Genomic DNA, 20,840 nt, shown 5'->3' on the forward strand with positions numbered 1-20,840 from the left:
CGCTGCCTCAGCGGAACACCGGTGCCACCGCCGGCGTGCCGCGGAGGTAGCGCTCATGGATCTCCGCCAGCGTCCCGTCGGCGCCGCGGAGATAGAGCAAGGTGTTGAGGAAGCGGAGCAGGTCCGCATCGCCGAGCCTGACGGCAAGCGCGTGATGTGCATGGGTCAGGGTGAAGCGCTGTTCGATGTCGAGCTCGGGCCGCGACAGCGACAGGTCCCGCAGCAGCCAGCCATAGCTGATCGCCGCATCCACCCTGCCACGGGTCGCGGCATCGATGCAGGCGATGAGGTCCGGCATCAGCAACTGGGTGGTGTCGGGCGGCAGGCGTATCCGCGCTTCTTCCGCCGCGAAGGTATTGTCGGGCAGCGCCACGCGCCGTCCCGCCAGGTCCGCCAGGCTGCGCACCGCGCTGTCCCGCCGGGTCGCCACCGCGACGGTGAGTTCGCCATGCGGGGAGGCGAAGGCGACCCGGCGGCTGGTGGCGGACATCACCGGCACCAGCGCGGCCAGGATGTCCACCCGATCCTCCTCCAGTGCTGGAATCCGGTCCCGCACGGCCAGGCGCTGCAGGCGGAGCCGGACGCCGAGATCCCGCGCCAGCAGGCGCGCCAGCGCAACCTCAGCGCCATCCGGCGTGCCATCATGGTCGTAGCTGCCCCAGGGTGGCGCTTCCAGCCAGACGCCGACGCGGACAAGCCCGCTGCGGAGGATGCGGCCGAGCGTGCCAGTGGCGTCGCCCATGGCCTGGGCACGGGCCGAGTCGGGGCGCAGCGGCAGGAAGGCGGCGGCCAGCAGGGGCAGGCGGCGGCGTGTTGTCATGACCGGCTTCAGAAGAAGGGCGGGCGGGGAAGGGCGCGTTCGTAATAGGCCTGGTGCAGAAGCTGCATCCTGCCCTCCTGCCGCGCGATGTAGAGCAGCGTGTTGACGGCCTGCAGCAGGTCATGGTCGCCGAAGCGGCAGGCGGGGGCGAGCCAGACGGTGCCGAGGGTGAGCTTCACCTCCATCGCCGGATTGAGCGTGGCGATCCGGCTGGCCATGGGTGAGGTGACGATGGCGGCATCCACCCGGGCTTCCGCCAGCGCGGCCGCGATGGCGGACAGGTCCGGCAGGGCCTGGACCTCCATCCGGTCGATCGGCGCGCGGGACGCCAGAAGCTGCATCGCGCGACCGCCCAGTGCCGCCACCCGCCGGCCCGCCAGCGCGGCGGCGGAGGACAGGGGCAGGCGGCTGGGCGCGATGACGGCCAGGTCGAGCGCCGCATAGGGGTCGGCGAAGAGCACCTCCCGCGCTGCCTCGATGGTCAAAGGCGGGGCGTTCAGCAGCAGGTCGAAGCTGCCGGCGCGGAGGTCCTCCACTGCCCTCGCCGCGCTCGTCGGCACCAGGTTGAGCACGACGCCGAGGCCATCGGCGATCAAGGCACCGACCTCCACCGCCATGCCCGCCAGGCCGTTGGCGGCATCGCGATAGGCGGTAGCGGTGCCGTCCAGGTCGAGCCCGGCGCGGAGCGCGCGCAGCGTGGGAATCCGGAGCGGCGTTGCCGCGGCGGGAGAGAGCGGCAGGGCCGCGATCGTGGCGAGCAGCGCGCGGCGGGTGACGTCACGCATGGGCGGCCTTCAGGGCGGACCACTGCTCGGCCATGCGGGCCAGGCCTTCCTCCGGCGTCTGGCGGCCGGCGAGGATCGACGTGACATCGTCCGTGGTCGCCCGGCTCCAGTCGCTCAGCCAGGGCGCCAGCAGGTCCTTGGGGCGGGAGAGGATGGCCTGGCGGCGCAGGATGGCGCTGCTGCCGGACCACCGGTCCTCCGCCGCCTCGATCTCGGGATCTTCCAGCAGCGGCAGGGCGCAGAAGGGAAGGCCGCCATCCAGCAGCAGGCGCTTCTGGGTCTCGTGCCGTCCATCGGCGCCCTGGCCCGCCAGGAAGGCGAGCAGCGCTTCCACCCCGGCGCGGCGGGCCGGGGAGGCCATGGCGCCCGGCGTGGCGGCGAAGAAGCGGACCCACCCGCAGGTTTCCTGCGTGCCGCGGGGTCCGCCGCGCGGCATCATGGCCATGCGGATGGCGCCGGCGACGGCGGATTGGGCGGGGTCGTTCAACTGGCGCAGGCGGTAGCTGGGGGCCAGGCAGAAGGCGAAGTCGCCTTCCGACATGCCGTCCAGCACATCGGCTTCCGATTGCAGCCGGGCCGTCGCCGGCAGCACGGCATGGCGGTGCAGGGCATCCTGCAGGAAGCGCATGGCTCGGACCGCGCCGCGATCCTGCTGCTGCATCGTCGGGTCGAGGTCCGCATCGACGTGCCTGCCACCGAAGGCATAGACGAGGGCGCTCGTCACCTCCAGCAGCCAGGGGTCGGGGGCGAGCGGCAGGGCCAGGCCATGCCGGACGAGGCCGCGCCGCTGCAGCAGCAGCGACTGCTCCACGACCTCCTCCCAGGTCTCGGGCGCGGCCGGGATGCCGGCGCGTTCCAGCAGGGCCTTGTTGACCAGGAAGACGATGCTGTCGGTGTAGTAGGGCACGCCGTAGCGCCGTCCTTGCCAGGACATGCCCTGGTTGCAGACGGGGCGGGTCTCGGCCGCGATCGCCTCCGCCCCCGGGAGGTCGTCGATCGGGGCCAGCCAGCCGCGATGGGCGAATTCGGGCAGCCAGAGATCGGACATGGCGCAGATGTCGATTTCGGCCTGGCCCATCAGCCTGGCGGCCAGGGCTTCGCGATAGGCGGCCCAGGGCAGGTGCAGAAGACGCAGCCGGCGCTGGGTGGCAACCTCGAAAGCCGGGATTCGTGGGCGCAGCAGCGGTTCCACGGCCGACCAGGCGAAGACGTTGAGCGGGCGGGTCGCGCCGGGCTGGGCGCGCGCGGAATCAGCAGGCAGCAGTGGCGGGGCCAGCAGCAGGGGCAGCAAGGCGCGGCGGGTAAGGGTCATGGCTAGAGCGGTGCCAGGGGTAGGAGGGGCAGGCCGATCTCCCGTCGGAACAGCGCGGCCAGCGTGCCGTCATGCAGCGCTTCCGCCAGGGCCGCATTCACGACATGGCGCAGGTCGTGCTCTCCGAAGCGGAGCGCCGGCGCGAAGGTGAAGGGGCGCAACGTGAAGCGCGGCGACAGGCCGGCGCCTGGATTGCGCGATGCCAGCGCGCGGGCCTGGGGCATCGGCAGCAGCGCCGCCTCCACCTCCTGCGCCAGCAGCGCCTCCTCCAGCGTTGCCAGGTCGGGCAGGCGGGTAACCACGGCGTGGTGGGGAATGCCGGCATCGTCGCCGAAGGCGAAGGCGTGGCTCGCGAGGAGCCCGACCCGCAGGCCGGCCAGCATGTCCGGCCCTCGCAGGGGCCGGCGCAGCGCGGAGATGACCACGGCGTCCAGGATGGCGTGGGGTTGGGCCAGGAGGACACGGCCCGCATTGCGGCGGCTGAGCAGCGTGGGCAGGACGATGTCGCCCTCTCCGCCCATCAATGCCGGGATCGCGCCGGTCGCCGGCTTGGGGACGATCTCGCAGGCGACGCCGATCTGATCCGCCAGCAGCGTGGCGACCGAGGTGTTGAAGGGATCCCGCAGGGCCTCGTCGCTGCCGCGCGGGCCGGCGGGCAGCGCCATGGTCGGACCGTTGAGAACGACCAGCCTCCCTCGATCGAGGACACGGGAGAGGGATCCGTCACCCGCCGCGCGGGCAACGCAAGGGGTCAGCAGGGCTGGAAGGACCAGTGACAGTAGGGCACGCCGCCGCGACAGGCGGGGGGATCGGCTTTGCGAGGGTATAGACGAGCGCAAGCGGGTGCATCCGGGCCTGATCATGGCCCCGATGGGCGGTTCGGAATCCGACCATCGGTGTCAAGCCGACTGTAAGGCCAGCCATACGGGGTCGCAATTGATCGGTATCAAACCGGAGATTGCAGGTCAGGAAACGCGCTCCCGCATCGGCTCGCGCGACGCCTGGAACGACCGGATGTCACGGTGGCGAGGGTATACACCTCGCCAGTTCAGTTGCTTCCGCCGGACTCGTTTTCCGGGCGATCCATCTCGGCCGACACAACTGCCGGTGGAGTTCGTTACGCCGCCAGGGGCACCTGGAGGCAAAGGCTCTGCGTCGGCAGTACGTCCCGCCAGGACTCGATCAGGCGGCGATAGGCAAGGCCCACCCGGCGGGGCTTGCGGTCGAGGTCGTAGAGCCCGCGCGGGTTCACATCGCCCCGCTGGATGCGCAGCGCATGCGTCCAGTCGATCTGGTCGGTCAGCGAGTACCAGGTGAAGCCGAGCACCGGGATGCCCTCCCGCCGGAGCCGCAGGATTCCCGACCACTGCTTCCACAGCCAATGCTCGGCCTCGTCGCCGCGTGGGCCCTCGTCCAGGTTGGTCTCGGTGTGCATCACGGGCAGGCCGTAGCGCGCGTGGTAGTCGCGGGTGACGGTGTCGTAGCCGAAGACCTCCCCGGCCCAGCGGCCATGGCCGTCGGCGTTCAGCAGATGCTCATTGGTCTGGTACCAGTCATTGCCCATGACGCAGTGGCGCTTGAGGGCAGGGGCCTCCCGCTGGAAGAAGTGGTACTCCTCCCGCGTCATGCCGCCATCCATCAGGAACTCGTACATCGCGCTGTCGACGCGGCGGCCGTAATTGAGATCGAGGGTCAGGAAGCGCTCGGCATTGCGGAAATCGGCATGCGGCACGGCGCGGGGGCATTCCGCGTGGAAGGCCTCCGTCGATTCGGACTGGATGAAGATGGCGTCGGGGCGGTGCTTCAGGATCTCCCGCATCGCCAGCACATTGGCGCGGACGATGTTCTTGATGGCGGTGACGTAGCTGCGGTCATCGGTCTTCTGCTCGTTCCACCAGCCATAGCGGGCGGAGAAGACGGCGGTGATGAACATCTCGTTCACCGGGGTGTAGAGCTGCACCCAGGGGAAGCGCCGCGCGAAGGCGCCGGCGTAGTCCGCGAAAAGCTGCGGGAAGTCCGGGTTCTGGAAATCGCCGATCCAGTCGGGCACGCCGAAATGGCAGAGATCGACGATCGGGCGGATGCCGAGGCGCTTCAGCTCGGCGAAGCCGGCATCGGCGAAGGACCAGTCATGCAGCCCGGGGCCGCGCAGCGTGGTGTGAAGCTGGGGGCCGTAGCGAAGCGCGTCGCAGCCCAGCTCCTTCACCAGGGCCAGGTCCTCCTGCCAGCGGTCGTAATGCCCGCATTCGCGCAGCTGATCGCGGCGGATGCGGCCGCCCTCGATCGTGGGGGCGCTGTTCTCGATCCCCGTGGCGAAAAGGAAGCCGTGATGGGGGGCCAGCTGGGGGCGGAGGGGGGCATCGAGGCTGAGTGCGGCGTCGAGCATGGTCCGGTGTCCGTTCGCGGAAGCCGTTGAGGAAGTGGCTTGGCAGGCAGGCGCCGGGTTCCTCCCGGTCACGGACTATTGTGTACGATATTTCTCACGATCGGGTGAAGCGAAATCTGTGCTGCGATGCACACTCCCTTTCCACCGTGGCGGGCCGGGCGCAGGCTGGGCGCCCCATAGTGACGGAGAACATGGCGTGCGGATCGACGACCCGACGGTGATCGCGGAGGCAAGGGCCGTCTTCGATCGCTACGAGGCGGCGCTGATGGCGAACCGGACGGAGGAACTGGACGCCATCTTCTGGGCGGATCCGCGGACCGTGCGATTCGGGATCACCGAGATCCTCTACGGCCATGAGGCCATCCGCGCCTTCCGGGCCAGCGTGAAGGCCTATGCGCAGCGGGTGCAGAAGCGCGTGCAGATCACGAGTTTCGGGCCCGACGTGGCGGCGACGCATCTGGAGTATGAGCGCGTCGGCACCGGGCTGGTGGGGCGGGAGACGAAGATCATGGCGCGCATTCCGGGGGAGGGATGGCGGGTGGTCTCCGCCCATGTGTCGCTGCTGGCGGGCACCGATCCCGGGCGCCAGGCCTTGGCGCAGCCGGAGCCGGCACGATGAGCGAGGCGGCGGCGATGCAGGTGGTGCCTGGCGGGGGCACGCATCTCGTGGTGATCGGCGCGGGCATCGTGGGTGCCGCGACCGCGCTGGCGGCGCTGCGGGAGGGCTATCGGGTCACGATCCTGGAGCCCGGCGAGCCCGGCGGCGAACAGGCGGCCAGCTACGGCAATGGCTGCTGGCTCAGCCCGATGTCGGTGATCCCGCCCTCCTCGCCCGGGCTCTGGAAGAAGGTGCCGAAATTCCTGGCAGACCCGCTGGGGCCGCTCGCCATCCGTTGGTCCTACCTGCCGCGGGTGCTGCCCTGGCTGGCGCGCTACCTCTGGGCCGGCTGGACGGAGGCGAAGGTGGAGGCGACGGCGCGGGCCCTGCGGCCGCTTCTGGTGGACGCGCCAGCGCTGCACAAGGAACTGGCGGAGGAGGCGGGCGTCGGCCATCTGATCGAGCGCCGGGGCCTTGCCTACATCTACGAGAACCGGGCGCAGTTCGAGAGCGAGGCGATGGCCTGGCGCATCCGGAAGAAGGTGGGGATCGAGTGGCTGGAACTCGGCGCCGACGAGATGCGGCAGCGGGAGCCTGACCTTGACCGTCGCTACACCTTCGCGGCGCTGGTGGAGGAGGGCGGGCATTGCCGTGACCCCGGCGCCTATGTCGCCGCGCTGGTCGCGCAGGCCCGGGCGGAGGGGGCGGAGCTGCGCCGCCAGGCTGCGACGGGCTTCCGGATCGAGGCCGGGCGCCTGGTCGCGGTCGAGACGGAGCAGGGAGAGGTCGCCTGCGACAAGGCGGTGATCTGCGCCGGCGCCTATTCGCGGAAGCTGGCTGCCGCCGCGGGATCACGCGTGCCGCTGGAGACGGAGCGCGGCTACCACGCGATGGTGGTGGACCCCGGGGTCGGGCCGCGGACGCCGTTGATGCCCTATGACGGCAAGATGTCGGTCACCTGGACCGACAAGGGGCTGCGCTGCGCGGGGCAGGTGGAGATCGCGGGGCTGGAGGCGGCGCCGAACTGGAAGCGGGCGGAGATCCTGCGCGACCACCTGCTGCGGAGCTTCCCGGGCCTGCCGCGTGACCTGCCCTCGGATCGCGTGAAGGTCTGGATGGGGCACCGGCCTTCCATGCCGGATGGACTGCCCTGCATCGGGCCGTCAGGCGCCTCCCCGGATGTGCTGCTGGCCTTCGGCCATGGTCATGTCGGGCTGGTCGCGGCGCCGCGGACGGCGCGGCTGGTGATGGCGCTTCTGGCGGGGCGGCGACCTGATATAGCAGTTGAGCCCTTCCGGCCTGCTCGATTCTCTTGACAAAGGGTTTCTTCCCGCAATTTTGCTGGTTTTCCTTGCGCCGGGATGCCATCTTCCATGGTGGCGGCCCTGCATCGTGTCGGGTCGTGTCCACAAGTACGGATCGCATAACATCGTGTTTCCCGACAACGAACAGGGCGGCGCCGGGTCCGTCGAGGCCGAAGTGAAGTGGTACAATGCCCGCAAGGGCTTCGGCTTCGTCCTCGGTCCCGATGGGCAGGACGTCTTCTTCCACGCCTCGGCGCTGACCGAGGCGGGCATCGAACCGCCGGATACCGGTGACAAGTTGACGTGTGAGATCGGCACGGACCGTCAGGGTCGTCGCCTGGTCACGCGCATCTACTCCGTCACCAAGGGTGCCGGTGGTGGCGACCGTCCGGCGCGCCCGGGCGGGTTCGGCGACCGTCCCCCGCGCCGTGATTTCGGCGGCGGTGGTGGCGGGTTCGGCGACCGTCCCCCGCGCCGTGACTTCGGCGGTGGTGGCGGCTTCGGCGACCGGCCCCCGCGGCGCGATTTCGGTGGCGGCGGCTTCGGTGATCGTCCCCCGCGCCGTGACTTCGGCGGCGGCGGCGGCGGCTTCGGTGGCGGCGGCGGTTTCGGCGGCGGCGGCGGTGGCTTCGGTGGCCCGCGCGGCGGCGGCTTCGGCGATCGTCCCCCCCGCCGCGATTCCCGCGACGAGGGTGGCCCGACCTATGCCGTGAACGGCACGGTGAAGTGGTTCGACCAGGTGCGCGGCTTCGGCTTCGTGACGCCTGACGACGGCGGCCAGGATGTGTTCCTGCACTCCTCCGTCCTGCAGCGCGCCGGCAAGGCCGACGTCCAGCAGGGCGAGAAGGTGAACCTGGATGTCCGCGACGGCCAGCGCGGCCGCCAGGCAGTCAACCTGAAGGAATAACCTCCGCCCCATCAGCGGATGTTCCGAACCCCGGTCACCCTCGGTGACCGGGGTTTTTCATGCGATGTGCCAGGGCACTGGAAACCGTATGGGTCACAATTCGCGGGGTATTAACCACTTTCGCGATTCGGTCGGGATCCGTCCCGATTCTCTTTACGATCGCTTTACCTTTGCAGGCCAAATCTCGGGATGACACCGGGAACGTTCCGGAGTCCCGGGGGAACCCGGCACGGGAAGAACCCGAAGGGAACCCGCGATGAACGTGACGCCATTCCCAGGCTCCGCCGGCACCGGCATCGGTCCGGCGTTGCGGGCCGCGCGGCGCCAGGAAACCTTTGGCGGTCTGCGCTGGCGCGACATGGCGACGCCGGAGGGCTGGAACCCTGCGCCCACCGGCACGGCGGCCGAGACGCCGATGCTGATGTTGGCGCGCGCCGTGGCAGGCATCGTGGCCGTCGCGGTGGAACGGGCCCGGGGGGAAGGTGACCTGGCCCTGCTGCGGGACCATGTGCAGCGCGCCCTGGAACAGCAGGGCGAAGCCTCCAGCCCCGACCCGCGCGAAGCAGACGCGCCGGAACCCGCACCGATCACGGATGCGGATGCGCAGACGGAGGTCGAACGGCTGGCTGCCCTGATGCGGCGGCAGACTGAACGCTGACTCAGCCGAAGCGGCGCGGCCTCAGCCCGCCGTGGAACCAGCTGATCATGGTGTAGATGTCGTAGACAGGCAGCCCTAGCTCCGTCTGCAACGCCGCCGCATAGGGCGGCATGTTCGTGCATTCCAGCACGATGGCGCCGACCTCAGGATGGCGGGCAATGAGGGCCCGGCCGGCGTCCAGGATGTCCTGCTCCGCCAGCGCCACATCCATGTCGGTCTTCGCAGACTGGATCAGCACGCGAAAGAACTCCCGCCCGCCCTCCGTGCCCTGCAGCGGCGTGTCCAGCGGCACCCCGGCCGCTTCGAGATGCGCGGGCGTCAGCGACGCCTTGTTGACGGTGATGACGCCGACCCGCTTGCCCGGCGGCAGCGCCGCCTGCACCCAGGGCACCTGCATCAGCGATGACGTCGCCACCGGCACCTGCACCGCCGCAGCAAGCTCGCGCTGGAACAGCGACAGGAAACCGCAGTTCGTCGTGATCGCTTCGGCGCCCAGATCGACCAGATCGCGAGCCGCCTCGATGAAGTCGGGCAGCAGGCCGGGCGCGCCGTTCAGCACCACCCGTTCCGGACTGGCGCCGCGGACCACGCGGAACAGCACGGGGAACGGCCAGGTCGTGCCATTGCCCATGTCGCCGGGAATGCGGGGAAAGCGCGCTTCCAGCATCAGGATGCCGAGCGGCGCGCCGTAGATCGACTTGCCGCCGCGGGCAATGCGGGCGGCGGGGGATGGACTCATCATGCCACGAGCCTCGCGCGCCCGGGGCAGCCGGGCAAGTCAAGGCAGCCGCTGCCGGAGCATTCCGGGGTTGCGCGCCGGGCGACGCTCCGCATGATGGCGCTGGCGGCGCAGAGCGACGCGATGATCCCGGGAGCCACCATGAGCATCACCAGACGCCTGCTTGCCCCCTTCCTTGCGCTGATGGGCTGCGCCGCGGCCCCGGCGATGGCGCAGGAGGCGCCCTGGCCAAACCGGCCGATCGAGTTCCTGGCCGGTTTCCCGAACGGATCGGGCGTGGACATCTATCAGCGGCGCCTGGCGGGGCCGCTGAGCCGCGCGCTCGGCCAGCCCGTCGTGGTGAACAACCGGGTCGGGGCGGGGGGCAACATCGCCTCCGACGTCGTCGCCAAGGCGCGGCCGGATGGCTACCTCATCCTGTTCGCGACGGCCGGCACCCACGCCATCAACCAGACGCTCTACCGGCGCCTGCCCTTCAACGTCATGACGGATTTCACGCCGATCGCGCATCTCGGCGACGTGCCGAACATCATGACGACGAGCATCGAGCGGCGCCCCAACTACCGCACCTGCCAGGACGTGATCGCGGATGCGAAGGCGCGGCCGGGGGCGCTGAACTATCCGAGCACGGGCAACGGCGCATCGACCCATCTGGCCGGCGCCCTGTTCGCCACGCGCGCCGGGATCGATGTGGTGCATGTGCCCTTCCCGGGGCAGCCCGGCGCCGTGACCTCGCTGCTCGGCGGCCAGACCGATTTCTTCTTCAACCAGGTCGGGCCCGCCATGGGCATGATCCAGCAGGGCGCCGTCCGCGGCCTGGCAGTCACGACGCGCGCGCGCATCGCGGCGCTGCCCGACGTGCCGACGGTGGCGGAAGCCTGCGGCCTGCCGGACTTCGAGAGCACGACCTGGTACGGGGTCTTCGGCCCGCCTGGCCTGCCGGATGCCATCACGCGCCGGCTGAACGAGGAGATCGTGAAGATCATCGAGGAGCCGGAATTCCGCCGCTGGCTGATCGACACCCAGGGCATCGACCCGCCGACGGTGCGCACGCCCGCCGAGTTCCGTGCGGTGCAGGAACGCGACGTGGCGCGCTGGGCGCAGGTGGTCCGCGACGCGCGCGCGACGGTGGACTGACCGTGGGCGGGGGCGGCGCGCTGCCGCCCCCGGCCTGCGCTACAGGATCAGGTCGGCCGCGGTGACCGCCGGGGCGCCGATCAGCCGCACCATGAACTCCGGCGTCGCATCGGCATCCGCAGTGTCCAGTGCCAGCCAGGTGGTGGTTCCCGAGACATAGAGCCTGGCCTGCGCGACACCCGCGCCGCCCGAGAAGGCGGCTGCGCCGATGAAGGCGAAGGCCTGGTCGCCCGGGGCCAGCGCATCCGCATCGATCGCCGAGACATCGAGCCGGTCCTGCCCCGGCTGGAAGCCGAGGATGCGATCGATCGCGAACGGGTTGGACTCCGCCAGGGACCGCCACAGGAAGAGATCGGGGCCACCATCGCCAGCGAGGCGATCGCTGCCGAGGCCACCGATCAGCGTGTCGGCGCCGGCGCCGCCCGACAGGCTGTCATCCCCGCCATCGCCCATGATCAGGTCGTCGTCGTCCTGGCCGACCAGCATGTCGTTGTCGTCGCCACCCGAGAGAGAATCGGCGCCGCGACCACCGAAGAGCGTGTCCTGCCCGGCATCGCCGGCCAGGGCATCGTCGCCGTCTTCGCCGTAGAGGCCATCCTGGTCGGCGCCGCCTTCGATCACGTCATGCCCGGTGCCGCCGCGCAGCCTGTCATCGCCTGCATCGCCCTGCAGCGTATCGGCACCGGCATCGCCGAAGATCTGGTCGGCGCCGCTCCCGCCCTGGGCCAGATCCTCGCCATCCTGGCCGCGCAGCACATCCGCCGAACTGCCGCCGGAGAGCCAGTCATGGCCCGCACCGCCCTGGATGGAGTCGACGCCGGCGCCGCCCGATATCTGGTCGTCGTCGGCATCGCCATAGAGGAAGTCGTTGCCGTCGCCGCCTTCCATCGTATCCGCGCCGTTGCCGCCGCTCAGCGTGTCGATGCCGCTGCCGCCGACAATGGAGTCATTGCCGTCATCGCCGGAGATGAGATCCGCATCGTCCCCGCCATCGATCGTGTCCTGTCCGAGGCCGCCGCGCAGGATGTCGCGGCCCTGGCCGCCGCTCAGGGCATCGTCGTCGGCCTCGCCGTAGAGGGCGTCATTGCCGGCGCCGCCTTCCAGGCTGTCCTGCCCGGCACCGCCGCGCAGCCGGTCGCTGCCGTCGCCGCCGACCAGCCAATCCCCGTCCAGCCCGCCATCCAGCACGTCATCGCCATCCTGGCCGAGGAGCACGTCAGCTCCTGCCAGGCCGACCAGGCTGTCATTGCCGCCAAGGCCGTTGATGGAATCGGCGCCGTTGCCGCCATCGATGCGGTTGTTGGCCGGGGTGCCATTGCGCCAGCCGAGATCCGTGTCCAGGTCCTCGATCACCAGCGTGCCGAGCACCGCCGTGGTGCCGCCGGGCAGGGTGCTGTTCACCTGGAAGCGGGCCTGTTCGGGGGTCGCCTCGTGCAGCGTGTCGCCGGCGATGGTGACCGTGAAGAAGGCCTGGGTCTGGCCTGGGGCGAAGCTGATGGTGCCGGAGGGCAGGACACCGCCGGCGAAATCCGCGGCCGTCATCGCCTGGAAGCCCCGCCCCGCATCAGCTTCCCCGACCAGGGTCCAGTCCACCGTCAAGGCGCCAAGGTCCACGCCCCGGCGGACCGCGCGCATCTGGATGGTGAGGTCTTCCAGCGTGGTTTCGGTCTGGCGGGAATCGCCCGCGGTCACGACGCCGAAGGTGATGGTGGTGTCGTCATCAATGATGGCGCCGACGGCGAGCGCGTCGGCCAGCGTGGCGTTGGTAGGGGCCGAGAGGATGACGTTGAAGGTCTCGTCATCCTCCACCACCGTATCGGCCGTGACCTGCACCGTGATGGTCTTCGTGGTCTCCCCCTCCGCGAAGGTCACGGTGCCCGTCGCGGCGGTGAAGTCCACGCCCGCGGTGGCGGTGCCGGCTTCCACCGTATAGGCGGCGGAACTGGTGCCGGTGCCGGAGGACCGGGTGACGGTGAAGGTGAAGCCGCCCGAATCCTCATCCGCCACGACATCGGCGATGGAGAGGGTCGGCAGCGTGTTGTCGTCGTCGAAGATGGTGACGCGTGAATCGGTGTTGAGCAGGACCACGCCACCCGGATTCTGGAAGCTCAGCGCGGGCGCGGAAAGACGGACGGTGAAGGTGTCGTCGCCCTCCATGCTCGAATCCCGGTTGATCGGGACGAAGATGGTCTTGCTGCGCTCCCAGGGATCGAAGGTGATGCTGCCCGTGGTGGCCAGCAGGTCTGTGGCCAGGGTCGCGGTGCCGAGCTCGCCCCCGCTGAGCGCTTCCCAGGTCAGGGTGAAGCCGTAGGGAACGCCCGCCATCAGATCGACTTCGACCGCGGCGAAGGTGGCGCCGGGGCCCGTGCCTTCGGTGACGCCGAAATTGCCCATGGTGACCTCGGCGGTCACCCAGCCCTGGCGATAGGCGAAGCGCCAGGTGCCGGCCTCGCCCACATTGCTGCCGGTCGCCATGCCGAAGATGGCTTCGCGGTCCTCGCCGCCGACGCCGTCGGCATCGAGGGTGGTGGCGACGGAGGGAAGCGGTTCGGTGGCGACGTAGCTGCCGTTCCGGATCGTGGCGAAGTCCGCCAGCAGCACGCGGGGCGCATCACCGGAAATGGCGGTGTTGTCCTGGAAGCTGAAGGGGCCCCAGCCCAGGCTCTCGTACCGGAAGAAGACGTTGAAATCGAGCGAGGTGGTGCCGGGACCGGTGACCGGCACGATCTGCATCTGGAAGGCGGCAACGCCGTTGTCCACCGCCTCCACATCCAGCACGCCGCCAGCCGCCGGCCGCACATCGTCCCAGGTGACGGTGACGACGCCCGTGACGGCATCGAGGTCGTACCAGACCTTGTTGGCGCCGGTGGAGGTACCGCCGGGACTGGCCGGCAGCGGTGCGCGGCCGGTGTCGATGGGGCCCCAGTAGGGGGCGATCATCGGACGAACGATGTCGCCGTGGGTGGTGTTGTCGAGGCCGCCGATCCCGCTGGACGGAATACTCTGGGTGAATGCCCGGTCCCCGTCCGCCGGGCTGAACTGGACGTAGCCGGCGCTGTTGACCCAGAGCGACTTGTAGAAACTGCCGAGGAATTTGACTCCGCTACTGGGGTTGTAGAAGCCACCGATATCGATCGTCGCGCTGCTCCAGCTGGCGCCGGGCGTGAGCACATTCTCCCCGAACCCGGCGGTGCCGCCGAGCCCGTTCACCAGTTCCGACATCGTCTCCCCCGGATTATGTTCCGACTTGAGGATGATGTGCGACTGATTCGTGTCAACCCGGCAATGGGCTGGAAAGGCGGTCGACGGTTTCGCGACGTTTCACCGGCGCCGTCAGTTGCGCCGGCGCCTTTCCGCGGCCTCGTCGCGACGCATCTGCAGGAACAACTCGTATTCCTCATGCCGCGCCGGCACCCAGCCGATGACGTTGCCGCGTTCCACCGCGCGGTGGATCTCCGGCGCCGCGCTCGGCAGGGCCAGGTGGAACGCGACCATGTCGTCCTTGAAGGATTGGGGAAGGTCCTTGCGGACGACGATGGGGCCGTTCTCGATCGGGCCGCTGCGCCAGATGATGCGGATGTCGCGCATGTTGATCATGCCCTTCTCCGCGGTCGCGCGGAGCATGCCGCGATTGAAGCCATCCTCCGCATTGCCGACGCCGGATGCCCAGGTCACGCCGGCATCGAACTGCCGCCCCATCACGGCGACGATCGCCTGTTCATGCCCGCCGGCGAAGCCGGTGCGGCCGAAGAAGGTGTCGGGGTTCACGCCGGCCTGGCGGAGTGCCGCGCGGGGGATCAGGAAGCCGCTGGCGCTGTTCGGGTCCGCCCAGGCCATGGACCGGCCGCGCATCTGTTCCAGGCTGGTGATGCCGCTATCGGCGCGGGTGTACATCACGGCGATGTAGCTCGTGCTGCCATCGGCCTCCTGCGTCTTCAGGATGGGCTCGACATTGCCGTTGGATTCCATCCACGACGCCGCATAGGCCGCGGGCGACATGCTCGCGATCTCGATATGCCGCCCGGCGAAGGCCTGCACCACGCCGCCGTAGTCGCTGGCCTGGAACAGCCGGACGGGGACGCTGAAGGTCTCCTCGATCAGCCTGGCATAGCCGCCGTAGCGGCCGATGCGGTCGGCCTCGTTCTCGCCACCCAGCACGCCGATGCGAAGCTGGCTGATCTGCTGTGCCCAGGGGCGGCGGCCGCGTTCCGGCATCGCGACGGCGGCAGGCGGCTGCGTCTGCGCGGCCGCCGCGAAGGGGACCGACAGGGCGGCGGTCAGGAGCGAGCGGCGGGATTGCGGCATGGCTGGCGGCTCCGGCTGGCAATGGGTCGCATCGGCCATATCACGACACGCGCGCCCGGACATCAACGCAATGCGGGCGGGGCGGGGCAGCAGGATGGAATCCTTTCATGGCGTGTGACACCATGCGCGGCATGGGTAACGCGGCTGACCTGCCCCGCTTCATCTTCTGCAACCACAAGGTTGGAACGAAGCTCAGCACCCAACTGGCGACCCTGGTTGCACCGCTGCTGGGCTGGAAGCGAAAAGGCGTGCGCGGCCTCGTGCACCGCGTGGAGCCCGGTGCCGACCTGGTGGTCTTCGCGCATTCGCTGATCGGCTTCGACCTCGCGGCCATGCCGCATCGCGGGATCCGGCTGGTGCGTGATCCCCGCGATGTCTGGCTGTCCGGCTACCTCTACCACCGGCACTGCCGAGAGGCCTGGTGCCTGGCATCCCCGCCTGACAACCCCGTCGAACCCATCCTGTTTCCGCTGGTGCCCTATTCGCAGCAGCATCGGCCGGAAGCCTGGAAGCGCGACTACCTGGCGGCGCTCGGCGGCCGCTCCTACCAGGATAATCTGCTCGCGCTGGACCGCGAGGCGGGCCTCGCCTTCGAGGAAACGCGCTATGCGGCGTGGACCCTGGAAGCCATGGCCGATTGGCGCCCCGCGCCGGGCACCATCGACATCCGCATGGAGGACATCGCGGCCGATTTCGACGGCACGATGGCCAGGATGTTCCGCCACCTCGGCGTCCCCGACGCGATGATCGGACCCTGCGTCGAGGCCTCGCGGGCCGCCGACGTGGCCAGGATGGATGACGCGCAGCTGGCCGCGAACCCGCATATCCATGGCCGGCAGCTGTCGAAATGGCGATCCATGCTGACGGCGGCCGAGGTGGCGCGGTTCGAGGCGCGGCACGGCGACGCGATCCGCAGCCTCGGCTATCCGTTGTCGTCCTGAGGCGTCACCAGGGGCGGGAGTCGCTCCGCAGGATCGCCTTCGTCGTGGTTGCGAGGTTCCGGGGTTCCGGCTTCGGCATCACGGGCTTCTCCATCCGGCCCCAGCCGGGTGCGTCCAGCACCTTGCCGTCCTGCATGACGATCCGCCCGCGGACGATGGTGGCGACCGGCGCGCCCACCGTCTCCATCCCCTCGAAGGGCGTGAAGCGGCTGCGTTCGCTGTGCAGGTCAGCGCCCCGGATGGTCCCGCGCTTCGCCGGATCGACGATGGCGATGTCCGCATCCGCGCCGGGCTGGATGACGCCCTTGCGGGGATAGAGGCCGAAGGCCTTGGCGGGCGCGCTGCCCGCCATGCGGACATACTGCTCCATCGTCATCCGCCCCTCATGCACGAAGGTCAGCATGAGGCGCATGGAGGTCTCGACCCCCGGGAAGCCGCAGGCATTGTCCCAGAAGCTCGGGCGCTGCTTCTCCTCCATGGCGTGGGGCGCGTGGTCGGTGCCGAGGATGTCGATGGTGCCGTCGAGCAGCGCCTGCAGGATGGGTTCGCGCTGCCGCCCCTCCCGGATCGGCGGGTTGAGGCGGCCGATGCGGGCGGCGTCGCCGGTCAGATCCTCCGCCGCGATCAGCACATATTGCGGGCAGGTCTCGACCGTCATGGGCACGCCGCGCGCCTTGGCGTCCCGGATGATCGGGATGCTGCGCATGCAGCTTTCATGGACGATGTGGATGCGTGCCCCGGTCCATTCGGACAGGGTGATGGAGCGGTTGAGGCTTTCCAGCGCGGCGATGTCCGCGCGCGCCGCCAGATGCGCGAAGGCGTCGTCGCGCCCGGCCGCCTTCATCCGGTTCTCCCGCCAGAACAGGATGGGCGAGTTCTCGGCGTGGATGGAGCAGCGCAGCCCGAGCTCGGCCAGGATCTCGAAGCCTTCCAGCACCGCGCCGTCATTCGGGGCGGGGTTGTTGCCGGTGGTGTTCCCGTAGAAGAGCTTGAAGCCGATGACGCCGGCCTCCGCCAGCGCAGGCAGGTGGTCCAGCGAGCGTTCGTCGAGGATGCCGTAGAGGCCGTAGTTGACGATGGCCTGGCGCTCGGCGGCTTCGCGCTTTGCGTTGAAGGCTTCCACCGTCGCGATGGCGGGCTCGGTGTTCGGCATGTCGAAGACGGTGGTGACGCCACCCGCGGCCGCGGCGCGCGTGCCGGTGCGCCAATCCTCCTTCTGCTCCATGCCGGGTTCGCGGATATGCGTGTGGACGTCGATGGCGCCGGGGATGACGAAGTTTCCGCGCGCATCGATGGTCGTCGTGGCGCGGGGTGCGAAGCGGGCGTCACCGACAAAGGCGATCACGCCGTCCTTCACGGCGACATCGGCGGCGAAGCGCCCCGTCTCGTTCACCACCGTGCCGCCGGTGATCAGAAGGTCCGCGAGGAAGGGAGCGTCGCTCATCTCAGATCACCCAGCCGCCATCGACGGCCAGGTCCTGGCCCGTCGTCTGGCGGGACATGTCGGAGGCGAGGAACAGCACGGCATTCGCGACATCCAGGTCCGTGCTGATCCGCTGCAACGCATATTCCGAGGCATGCTTGCGGCGCGCTTCCTCGATGCTGATGCCTTCCTTCCGCGCCATGGTCGCACGCACCTGTTCGAAGCGCGGGCCTTCCACCATGCCGGGGCAGACGCAGTTGACGTTGATGTCGTAGGGGCCGAGTTCCAGCGCCGCGGACTTGGTGATGCCGCGCAGGCCCCATTTGCTGGCGGAATAGGCGCTGCGCCCGGCGCGGCCGCGCAGCCCGAAGGTGCCGCCGACATTGACGATTTTTCCTCGTTTCGCCGCAATCATCGCCGGCGCGAAGGCGCGCATCGTCATGAAGCAGCCCGTGACATTCAGGCGGAGGATCTCGTCGAACTCGGCGGGCGTGGTCTCCCAGAAGGTTTTCCCCAGAGGCCCGCGGCCGCCGGCGATGTTCACCAGCACGTCCACGCGGCCGAAAGCCGAGAGCACGCTGGTCGCCATCGTATCCACGCTGGCGGGATCCATCAGGTCGCAGAAGAAGATCTCCGCGCGCCTGCCCATGGCGCGGCATTCCGCCTGCACCTCCTCGATCGCCTTGGTGTCGCGGCCGACCAGCGCAAGGTCCGCGCCATGCTCCGCCAGCAGCCTGGTGCAGGCGGCGCCCATTCCCTTGGCGGGGCCGGTCACGACGGCCACGCGGTCCTTCAGCAGCATCACGGCAATCCCCTATTCGGCGCGCAGCAGGCGCTTCGACTTGGTCCAGCCGCGGGCCAGCGCGCGGCAATGGCAGGCGACATGCGGCGCGACCTCATGGCACCAGACCTTCACCTCCGCATTCACCGCGCGGAGCCGTGCGGCGGCCTCATTGGCCTCGGCGGCGAGCTTCACCTCATCCAGCCCGAGGACCTTGCGGTCCCGCAGCTTCCACTCGCCGCCGATCATGACATCGACGACGGCGGCGCCGTCCTCCGTCCAGACCAGCTGGTTCGCGGCGTCGTTCAGCGGCGCCCAGTTGATGTGGTCGAGGTCGAGCAGGACCAGGTCCGCCGCACGCCCGGCCTCCACCACGCCGCCATCCAGGCCAAGCAGCTTCGAGGAACCGGCGGTGGCCAGTTGCACCGTCTCCGCCGTGCCGAGCCAGTCATCCTCCTCCGCATCCTCCCAGAGGCGGGAGGCGAAGGCGGCGAGGCGCATCGACTCGAACATGTTCTGGTTGTCGGAGGAGGAGGAGCCATCCGTGCCGATGCCGACCGTCACGCCGGCCCGGATGGCCTTGCGCGCCGGCGCGATGCCGGAGGCGAGGCGCATATTGGCGCCGGGGTTGTGGGAGAGGCCGCCACCACGCTTCGCCAGCAGGTCGAGGTCGCCATCCGTCAGCCAGACGCCATGCGCGACGCTGAACCACTCGCCGACCAGGCCGAGGCGGTCCATGTGTTCCAGCATCGTCGCGCCGTCATAGCGCAGCACCCCGCCGGCATACTGGAATCGGCTTTCGGCGACATGGGTCTGCATCTTCATGCCGTATTCGGCAGCGAGCGTGCGGCAGCCCTTCATGAAGTCGTCGGTGCAATGCAGCGGGATGGTGGGCGCGCAGCCGAGCACGATGTTCTTCGACCCGTGTGACCAGGATTTCGCGGCCGTCGCGATGGCGTCCAGGATCTGCTGCGGCGCGGGCATGCGCATCGCCTCCGCCCGGGCGCGGAGTTCGGGGGGCAGGGCCTCCGGCAGGCCCGGCGTGGCCTGGAAGAAGGTGAGGTCGGCGACCATCGGCGCCAGGATCGCCCGCAGCCCGACGGTCGCGTAGGCATCCGCCATCGCGTCCAGGCCCTCGACCGTCGGGCAGGGGAATTCGGCCGGCAGGTCGAAGACCGCGGTGCAGCCCTTCTTCAGGTTCTCGACCGCGTTCAGGGCGGTGGAGAGCCACTTGTCCCGCAGCACACGATTACCGCTGATCCAGGGCGCATGGGCCAGCAGCAGCGCCAGGTCCCATTTGTCGCCGGCGCCCTTGGCGATGCCGCCATGACCGTGCGTGTGCCCGTTCACCAGGCCAGGGATGATGAGGCGCTTGCTGGCGTCGAAGACCTGCGCCTGCTCCACGCGCGTGCCCGGTGGCAGCAGCGCGGCGATGCGGCCATTCTCCACCAGCACCTCGGCATGGGGCGCGGAGAGGGCGTCGGGCGAGAGGACGCGCGCGCCGGTGAGCAGGGTCTGGGGGGCGGGCATGGTGAGGGTCCTCCGGGGTGGGAGGGGTGGGCGTTACCCCCACCCCGACCAGCCTTCGGCGTCCAACGCAGTGCGTTGGACCCCCCGGAATCACGGGGGAGGGGACGCCGATGGCCTCGGTTGCACGATATCTCCCTCCCCCGGGCTTCCGGGGGAGGGTCGGGGTGGGGGGCTGCGCCCCCTTACAGCCGCCGCTCGGAAGCCGGCGGCAGGTAGCGGTCGGTGAACATGGTGCTGGCGGCGGGCGGGTTGGCGACGCCCAGCGCCTCCGCATTCACCGTCACCAGCTGCTGCGCGCGCGCCATGTCCACATGGCCCATGCCGTGCTGGCGGCTGTTCGGCGTGATGATGGAGCGGTCGCGCGTCATGGCGAAGCGGCGGGCTTCCAGCGCCTCGTCGAACAGCGGCTCGCGGCGCTTCAAGCTCGCCATGCCGCCCGGCACGTCGGCCAGCAGCGCCTTCAGGCCATCGATCGAGGCCTTCACGAAGCGGGAAGCGACCTCCCCGTTCCGCTCCAGCCACTCCGCCCGGCAGAAGACGCCGGAGCCATAGAGGTCGAGCCCATGCTCGGCATAGGGCCAGGAGAGGATCTGATCCTCCGGGATGCCGAGGCCGACCAGGTTGAAGTGGACGGTGAAGAGGAAGCCCGTCACGGCATCGACCTGGCCGGTGCGCAGCATGGTGTCGCGGAGGTTGGCGGCCATGGAGGTCCAGCGCACGCGGCTGGCATCGATGCCGGCAACGCGGGCGAAGGCCGGGAAGAGCAGGCGGGAACCCTCGCCTTCCGGCGCGCCGAGATTCTTGCCGACGACGTCCTGCGGCTTCTCGATGCCGCGCCCGCGCATGGTGACGATGGCCGCCGCCGTGCGGTCGAAGACGGGGTAGAGCATGACGAGGCGGCTGTTGGGGTTCTCCGCGTTGAACTTCACCGCGCCGGAGAAATCCGCGAAGCCGATGTCATAGGCGCCGGAGCCGACCTTCACGAGCGCATCGCCCGATCCGAAGCCGCGGTCCATGCGGACGGCCAGCTGTTCGCGGCGGAAGATGCCGCGATCTTCGGCCAGCGACCACATGCCGTGGTTGCCCTGCAGCGCCCAGTCGAGGGTGAAGCGCACGGCGGATTGCGCCGCGGCGGTGCGGATGGTGGGCAGCGACAGGGTCGCGCCGGCGGCGGTGGCCAGAAGGGTGCGACGGTTCAGGCTGGTCATGGTCTT

Annotated in this window: 18 protein-coding genes; 6 read left to right on the top strand and 12 right to left on the bottom strand. The window is 69.8% G+C overall.

From position 1 onward, the window contains the following. Window positions 1–7 precede the first annotated feature (7 nt). The 5 genes from G3576_RS10795 to G3576_RS10815 form a co-directional block, all read right to left on the bottom strand. The gene (locus tag G3576_RS10795) at window positions 8–820 is read right to left on the bottom strand and encodes a transporter substrate-binding domain-containing protein (RefSeq protein WP_164694384.1); all 813 of its coding nucleotides are present in this window, start codon (window positions 818–820) and stop codon (window positions 8–10) included. 8 nt (window positions 821–828) lie between these two features. Beyond that, window positions 829–1,605 carry a substrate-binding periplasmic protein gene (locus tag G3576_RS10800; RefSeq protein ID WP_164694385.1) on the bottom strand — a complete coding sequence of 259 codons (777 nt, stop codon included), beginning with the start codon at window positions 1,603–1,605 and terminating at the stop codon, window positions 829–831. After that, entirely contained in the window at window positions 1,598–2,917 is a 1,320-nt protein-coding gene (locus G3576_RS10805; protein ID WP_164694386.1) for an extracellular solute-binding protein, read from the bottom strand. The genes G3576_RS10800 and G3576_RS10805 overlap by 8 nt, the downstream gene beginning before the upstream one ends. A gap of 2 nt (window positions 2,918–2,919) precedes the next feature. After that, window positions 2,920–3,582, bottom strand: coding sequence for a substrate-binding periplasmic protein (locus G3576_RS10810; RefSeq protein ID WP_164694387.1), 663 nt, complete (start codon window positions 3,580–3,582; stop codon window positions 2,920–2,922). Window positions 3,583–4,034: 452 nt separating this feature from the next. After that, entirely contained in the window at window positions 4,035–5,303 is a 1,269-nt protein-coding gene (locus G3576_RS10815; protein WP_164694388.1) for a family 1 glycosylhydrolase, read from the bottom strand. Between the two features lie 196 nt (window positions 5,304–5,499). Here G3576_RS10815 and G3576_RS10820 point away from each other — a divergent pair, with 196 nt between their 5' ends. From G3576_RS10820 to G3576_RS10835, 4 genes are all read left to right on the top strand, one after another. Continuing rightward, window positions 5,500–5,922 carry an AtzH-like domain-containing protein gene (locus G3576_RS10820; protein ID WP_164694389.1) on the top strand — a complete coding sequence of 141 codons (423 nt, stop codon included), beginning with the start codon at window positions 5,500–5,502 and terminating at the stop codon, window positions 5,920–5,922. After that, window positions 5,919–7,217, top strand: a complete 1,299-nt coding sequence (locus tag G3576_RS10825) for an NAD(P)/FAD-dependent oxidoreductase (protein ID WP_235951740.1) — start codon at window positions 5,919–5,921, stop codon at window positions 7,215–7,217. The genes G3576_RS10820 and G3576_RS10825 overlap by 4 nt, the downstream gene beginning before the upstream one ends. Then, window positions 7,186–8,112: a cold-shock protein gene (locus G3576_RS31640; RefSeq protein WP_164694390.1), complete on the top strand. Its 927-nt coding sequence runs from the start codon at window positions 7,186–7,188 to the stop codon at window positions 8,110–8,112. Before G3576_RS10825 ends, G3576_RS31640 begins: the two co-directional genes overlap by 32 nt. 256 nt (window positions 8,113–8,368) lie before the next feature. After that, window positions 8,369–8,770: a hypothetical protein gene (locus G3576_RS10835; protein ID WP_164694391.1), complete on the top strand. Its 402-nt coding sequence runs from the start codon at window positions 8,369–8,371 to the stop codon at window positions 8,768–8,770. Between the two features lies 1 nt (window position 8,771). Here G3576_RS10835 and G3576_RS10840 read toward each other — a convergent pair whose 3' ends face one another. Then, window positions 8,772–9,512, bottom strand: a complete 741-nt coding sequence (locus G3576_RS10840) for an aspartate/glutamate racemase family protein (protein ID WP_164694392.1) — start codon at window positions 9,510–9,512, stop codon at window positions 8,772–8,774. Window positions 9,513–9,650: 138 nt separating this feature from the next. On the opposite strand from G3576_RS10840, the gene G3576_RS10845 reads away from it, so the two are divergent. After that, the gene (locus G3576_RS10845) at window positions 9,651–10,646 is read left to right on the top strand and encodes a Bug family tripartite tricarboxylate transporter substrate binding protein (protein WP_164694393.1); all 996 of its coding nucleotides are present in this window, start codon (window positions 9,651–9,653) and stop codon (window positions 10,644–10,646) included. Between the two features lie 39 nt (window positions 10,647–10,685). On the opposite strand, the gene G3576_RS10850 is transcribed toward G3576_RS10845, so the two are convergent. Together G3576_RS10850 and phnD are read right to left on the bottom strand one after the other, a co-directional pair. Beyond that, complete coding sequence (locus G3576_RS10850) at window positions 10,686–13,868, bottom strand: Calx-beta domain-containing protein (protein ID WP_164694394.1); 3,183 nt, start codon at window positions 13,866–13,868, stop codon at window positions 10,686–10,688. A gap of 111 nt (window positions 13,869–13,979) precedes the next feature. Next, a complete protein-coding gene (gene phnD, locus G3576_RS10855) occupies window positions 13,980–14,951 on the bottom strand; it encodes a phosphate/phosphite/phosphonate ABC transporter substrate-binding protein (RefSeq protein ID WP_164694395.1) in 972 nt (323 codons plus the stop codon). 107 nt (window positions 14,952–15,058) lie between these two features. Between phnD and G3576_RS10860 the strand changes: the two genes are divergently transcribed. Next, entirely contained in the window at window positions 15,059–15,892 is an 834-nt protein-coding gene (locus tag G3576_RS10860; protein ID WP_164694396.1) for a hypothetical protein, read from the top strand. A gap of 4 nt (window positions 15,893–15,896) precedes the next feature. Here G3576_RS10860 and G3576_RS10865 read toward each other — a convergent pair whose 3' ends face one another. The 4 genes from G3576_RS10865 to G3576_RS10880 form a co-directional block, all read right to left on the bottom strand. Then, window positions 15,897–17,336 carry a dihydroorotase gene (locus tag G3576_RS10865; RefSeq protein WP_164694397.1) on the bottom strand — a complete coding sequence of 480 codons (1,440 nt, stop codon included), beginning with the start codon at window positions 17,334–17,336 and terminating at the stop codon, window positions 15,897–15,899. 1 nt (window position 17,337) lies between these two features. Next, window positions 17,338–18,117 carry an SDR family NAD(P)-dependent oxidoreductase gene (locus G3576_RS10870; protein WP_164694398.1) on the bottom strand — a complete coding sequence of 260 codons (780 nt, stop codon included), beginning with the start codon at window positions 18,115–18,117 and terminating at the stop codon, window positions 17,338–17,340. 12 nt (window positions 18,118–18,129) lie between these two features. After that, window positions 18,130–19,626: an amidohydrolase family protein gene (locus G3576_RS10875; RefSeq protein ID WP_164694399.1), complete on the bottom strand. Its 1,497-nt coding sequence runs from the start codon at window positions 19,624–19,626 to the stop codon at window positions 18,130–18,132. A 182-nt stretch (window positions 19,627–19,808) separates the two neighbouring features. Beyond that, the gene (locus G3576_RS10880) at window positions 19,809–20,834 is read right to left on the bottom strand and encodes an ABC transporter substrate-binding protein (RefSeq protein ID WP_164694400.1); all 1,026 of its coding nucleotides are present in this window, start codon (window positions 20,832–20,834) and stop codon (window positions 19,809–19,811) included. Window positions 20,835–20,840 lie beyond the last annotated feature (6 nt).

It is taken from the genome of Falsiroseomonas algicola (genome assembly GCF_011040385.1).
In the GTDB taxonomy this organism is placed as follows: Bacteria; Pseudomonadota; Alphaproteobacteria; order Acetobacterales; family Acetobacteraceae; genus Falsiroseomonas; species Falsiroseomonas algicola.

Bases quoted from the DNA above. Each gene is read 5' to 3' on its own strand.
- G3576_RS10865 (WP_164694397.1), bottom strand. From the start codon at position 17,336: ATGAGCGACGCTCCCTTCCTCGCGGACCTTCTGATCACCGGCGGCACG.
- G3576_RS10810 (WP_164694387.1), bottom strand. From the start codon at position 3,582: ATGGCGCTGCCCGCCGGCCCGCGCGGCAGCGACGAGGCCCTGCGGGAT.
- G3576_RS10875 (WP_164694399.1), bottom strand. From the start codon at position 19,626: ATGCCCGCCCCCCAGACCCTGCTCACCGGCGCGCGCGTCCTCTCGCCC.
- G3576_RS10850 (WP_164694394.1), bottom strand. From the start codon at position 13,868: ATGTCGGAACTGGTGAACGGGCTCGGCGGCACCGCCGGGTTCGGGGAG.
- G3576_RS10835 (WP_164694391.1), top strand. From the start codon at position 8,369: ATGAACGTGACGCCATTCCCAGGCTCCGCCGGCACCGGCATCGGTCCG.
- G3576_RS10815 (WP_164694388.1), bottom strand. From the start codon at position 5,303: ATGCTCGACGCCGCACTCAGCCTCGATGCCCCCCTCCGCCCCCAGCTG.
- G3576_RS10825 (WP_235951740.1), top strand. From the start codon at position 5,919: ATGAGCGAGGCGGCGGCGATGCAGGTGGTGCCTGGCGGGGGCACGCAT.
- G3576_RS10860 (WP_164694396.1), top strand. From the start codon at position 15,059: ATGGCGTGTGACACCATGCGCGGCATGGGTAACGCGGCTGACCTGCCC.
- G3576_RS10840 (WP_164694392.1), bottom strand. From the start codon at position 9,512: ATGATGAGTCCATCCCCCGCCGCCCGCATTGCCCGCGGCGGCAAGTCG.
- phnD (WP_164694395.1), bottom strand. From the start codon at position 14,951: ATGCCGCAATCCCGCCGCTCGCTCCTGACCGCCGCCCTGTCGGTCCCC.
- G3576_RS10800 (WP_164694385.1), bottom strand. From the start codon at position 1,605: ATGCGTGACGTCACCCGCCGCGCGCTGCTCGCCACGATCGCGGCCCTG.
- G3576_RS10880 (WP_164694400.1), bottom strand. From the start codon at position 20,834: ATGACCAGCCTGAACCGTCGCACCCTTCTGGCCACCGCCGCCGGCGCG.
- G3576_RS10870 (WP_164694398.1), bottom strand. From the start codon at position 18,117: ATGCTGCTGAAGGACCGCGTGGCCGTCGTGACCGGCCCCGCCAAGGGA.
- G3576_RS10805 (WP_164694386.1), bottom strand. From the start codon at position 2,917: ATGACCCTTACCCGCCGCGCCTTGCTGCCCCTGCTGCTGGCCCCGCCA.
- G3576_RS10845 (WP_164694393.1), top strand. From the start codon at position 9,651: ATGAGCATCACCAGACGCCTGCTTGCCCCCTTCCTTGCGCTGATGGGC.
- G3576_RS10795 (WP_164694384.1), bottom strand. From the start codon at position 820: ATGACAACACGCCGCCGCCTGCCCCTGCTGGCCGCCGCCTTCCTGCCG.